5 protein-coding genes are annotated in these 3,342 nt (G+C 65.5%); all 5 read left to right on the top strand.

Translation table 11 applies throughout. The features are described 5' to 3' along the window. Nucleotides 1–938 (top strand): FAD-binding dehydrogenase (locus IC50_RS20830; protein ID WP_035708967.1); only part of this gene is annotated, 938 nt, incomplete at its 5' end. Nucleotides 939–941: 3 nt separating this feature from the next. Then, nucleotides 942–1,859 carry an alpha/beta hydrolase family esterase gene (locus tag IC50_RS20825; RefSeq protein ID WP_085973880.1) on the top strand — a complete coding sequence of 306 codons (918 nt, stop codon included), beginning with the start codon at nucleotides 942–944 and terminating at the stop codon, nucleotides 1,857–1,859. A 124-nt stretch (nucleotides 1,860–1,983) separates the two neighbouring features. Then, nucleotides 1,984–2,334, top strand: a complete 351-nt coding sequence (locus tag IC50_RS20820; RefSeq protein WP_027575148.1) for a RidA family protein — start codon at nucleotides 1,984–1,986, stop codon at nucleotides 2,332–2,334. A 154-nt stretch (nucleotides 2,335–2,488) separates the two neighbouring features. Next, nucleotides 2,489–2,857, top strand: a complete 369-nt coding sequence (locus tag IC50_RS20815; protein WP_035708962.1) for a nuclear transport factor 2 family protein — start codon at nucleotides 2,489–2,491, stop codon at nucleotides 2,855–2,857. Nucleotides 2,858–2,935: 78 nt separating this feature from the next. Next, on the top strand, nucleotides 2,936–3,342 hold a 407-nt coding region (locus tag IC50_RS20810; protein WP_035708960.1), incomplete at its 3' end, for a DEAD/DEAH box helicase.

Raw genomic sequence — 3,342 nt, 5'->3', positions numbered from 1 at the left:
TCGGCGAGCCGCCGAAATTCATGATTTCCGGCGTGCCCGAGCATGTCGACGGCCGCATGATCGGCATCACGGAGAAGACCGGCGCGCGGCTGATCAACCGCGACCGGATGTGGCACTATGTCGAGGGCATCCAGAACTGGTCACCGATCTGGCCGCGCCACGGCATCCGCATCCTGCCCGGCCCGTCCTCGATGTGGTTCGACGCCACGGGCACGCGGCTGCCTGCGCCGCTGTTCCCGGGCTCCGACACGCTCGGCCAGCTCAAATACATCATGTCCACGGGGTATGATTATTCCTGGTTCATCCTGACCCAGAGCATCATCAAGAAGGAGTTTGCGCTCTCGGGCTCGGAGCAGAACCCCGACCTGACCGGCAAGAGCTGGCGCATGACCTTGCGCCGCGCCACCAACAAGGGCGCGCCGGCGCCGGTGGAGGCGTTCAAAAGCCATGGTGTCGACTTCATCGTCCGCGACAGGCTCGATGAGCTCGTTGCGGCCATGAACAAGCTCGCCGGCAGTGATCTCCTGAGGCTCGAGCACATCAAGATGCAGATCGAGGCGCGCGACCGCGAGATCGCCAATCCTTACGTCAAGGATGCGCAGGTCATGAACATCCACAATGCGCGCCGCTACATCGGCGACAAGTTGATCCGCACCGCCTCGCCGCACCGGATTCTGGATCCGGCGCACGGACCGCTGATCGCGGTGAAGCTCAACATCCTCACCCGCAAGACGCTGGGTGGCTTCGAGACCGATCTCGATTCCCGCGTGTTCGGGGAAGAGGGCCGCGTCATTCCCGGCCTCTACGCCGTCGGCGAGGCTGCCGGCTTCGGCGGTGGCGGCATGCATGGCTATCGCTCGCTGGAGGGCACTTTTCTTGGCGGCTGCCTGTTCTCGGGCCGCAATGCGGGCCGTGCCGCCGCCAAGGCGGTGGGTTAGGTCGTGCGGCGATGGATGCGCATCGCGGCGCTGGCCGCTTCATTGGCGGCAGCTTCAGCTGCGTCCGCCGTTACGATCGACGTCAACGGTGTGAAGCGCTCCTACACCGCGCAACTGCCGGCCAAGAGGCCCGCACCGCTCGTGATCGTGCTGCATGGCAAGACCCAGCGCGGTGCCGACATGATCACGCGGACGGCCTGGCCGCAGGTTGCAAAGCGCGAGGGCCTGGCCGTGGTCTTTCCGGACGGGCTCAACAATGCATGGGCGGACGCACGAACGAAGGTGGGACCGGCCCTGCGCGGACCGCCGGCGGGTACCGATGACGTCGGCTTCATCGCAAGGCTCGTCGAGAAGCTGGTGGCCGACGGCACGGCCGATGCAAGGCGGGTCTTCGTCGCGGGCATCTCCAATGGCGGCGCCATGGCGATGACCATGGCCTGCGCACGCGCCGATTTGTTTGCGGCGGCTGCGAGCGTGATCATGAATCTCACCGACGAGGCCGCCGTCACGTGCCATCCATCACGGCCGGTCCCGATGCTGCTCATGAACGGCACCGCCGACCTGCTGGTCCCCTACGGCGGTGGACGCGGAGCGAGCTATTTTGCCGCAGACGGATTCTGGTCGACGGACGAGACGCTGGCGTTCTGGCGCAGTCTCAATGGCTGCGAGACCGATGACACTGAGGTGACTGATTTGCCGGACAGGGCGCCGGCAGACCATTCCACGGTCACGCGGATCTCCTCACGCTGCCCCCGGGGACACGACGTGGTGCTCTATCGTGTCAATCATGGCGGCCATCGCGTGCCCGGATTCTCTCCGGATGCCCGCTTCCCGAAGGTCGCCGCCGGCCTGCTGGGGCCGCAGAACGCTGACATCGACGGTGCCGAGACGATCTGGACGTTCTTCAGCCGGTTTCCGTAAAGCGACGCATGCATCGCGGTGACGCATCCGCCGCATGCGTGCCGGGCAACACATGCGTGCCTGGGGTGGCAGAGCGCGAGGTGCTGGGCTAGACAGGGCCGCCATTCCAGTGAGGAGATCCCCAATGAGCATTCAGCGTTTTGAAACCGGTCCGCGCATGAGCCAGGTCGTCGTGCACGGCAACACCGTCTATCTCGCCGGCGTCGTCGCGAACAAGGCGGCCGGCGAAAGCGTGACGAAGCAGACCCAGGACATCCTGGCGACCATCGACGGCCACCTCGCCAAGGCCGGCACCGACAAGTCGAAGCTGCTCTCCGCAACGATCTACATCACCGACATGAAGACCTTCGGCGAGATGAACGCAGTGTGGGACGCCTGGGTGTCGCCCGGCAACACCCCGGCGCGCGCAACCGTCGAAGCCAAGCTGGCCGCCCCGCAATACACTGTCGAGATCATGGTCACGGCGGCCAAGTAATTTTCGCGGAATTGGGATGCGACGGAAGCGCGACGAGATCATCGTCGCGCTTCGTTTTTTGCACACACCGATGACCTCCAAGGTAATCGATCCGCGCGCGTGATCCATCGATAGTGACGGTCAGCCGAACACGGCACCATCGAAGGAGAGCACCATGACCGATCCCGTCACCATCGCCCGCGGCTATATCGAGCTCTGGAACGCGCGCACGGCCGGCCGACGCCGCGAATTGCTCAGCGAAAACTGGACGACGGACGCGAGCTATGTCGATCCGCTAATGAGGGGAGACGGCCGCGACGGCGTCGAAGCGCTGATCGCAGGCGTGCAGCAGCGCTTTCCCGATTTCAAATTCAAGCTGATCGGCGAGCCCAACGGCTACGGTGATCACATCCGCTTTTCGTGGGGACTTGGTCCCGATGGCGCCGCGGACAGCCCGATCAAAGGCACTGATTTTGCGGTGCTGAGGGAGGGGCGCATCAGCAGCGTAACCGGATTTCTGGACCAGGTGCCGACCGGAGCGTGAGACCCCTGACCCTCCTCGTTCAGGCGGGGAGGGTAGCACCCCTCGACGAAGCGACACCTACGGCTTACCTGTCATGCCGTGCCGCCCCGTACTCTCCAAGCATCGGCCGAGCCGGCCACGCTGCTGCCAAGCCGCTTCCAGCAATGGTTCGCGGCCCGCGGCTGGTCGCCGCGCACGCATCAGCTGGCGCTGCTGGAGAAGGCGCGCGAGGACCGCTCGGCCCTGCTGATCGCGCCGACCGGCGCCGGCAAGACGCTCGCAGGGTTTCTGCCGACGCTGGTGGAGCTGTCGGCGCAGTCGGTCAAACGAGACGCGGGTGCGAAGGGAAACCTCGTTTCCACCGGCCGCAGCGTGCAACGCGCCGGCGGCCTGCACACCCTCTACATCTCGCCGCTCAAGGCGCTCGCCGTCGACATCGCGCGCAATCTGGAGCGGCCGATCGCCGAGATGACGCTGCCGATCAAGGTCGAGACCCGCACCGGCGA

The sequence above is a fragment of the Bradyrhizobium genomosp. I (2014) genome, assembly GCF_000261685.1.
GTDB lineage: Bacteria > Pseudomonadota > Alphaproteobacteria > Rhizobiales > Xanthobacteraceae > Bradyrhizobium.
This window is presented reverse-complemented; position numbering and strand designations above follow the sequence as displayed.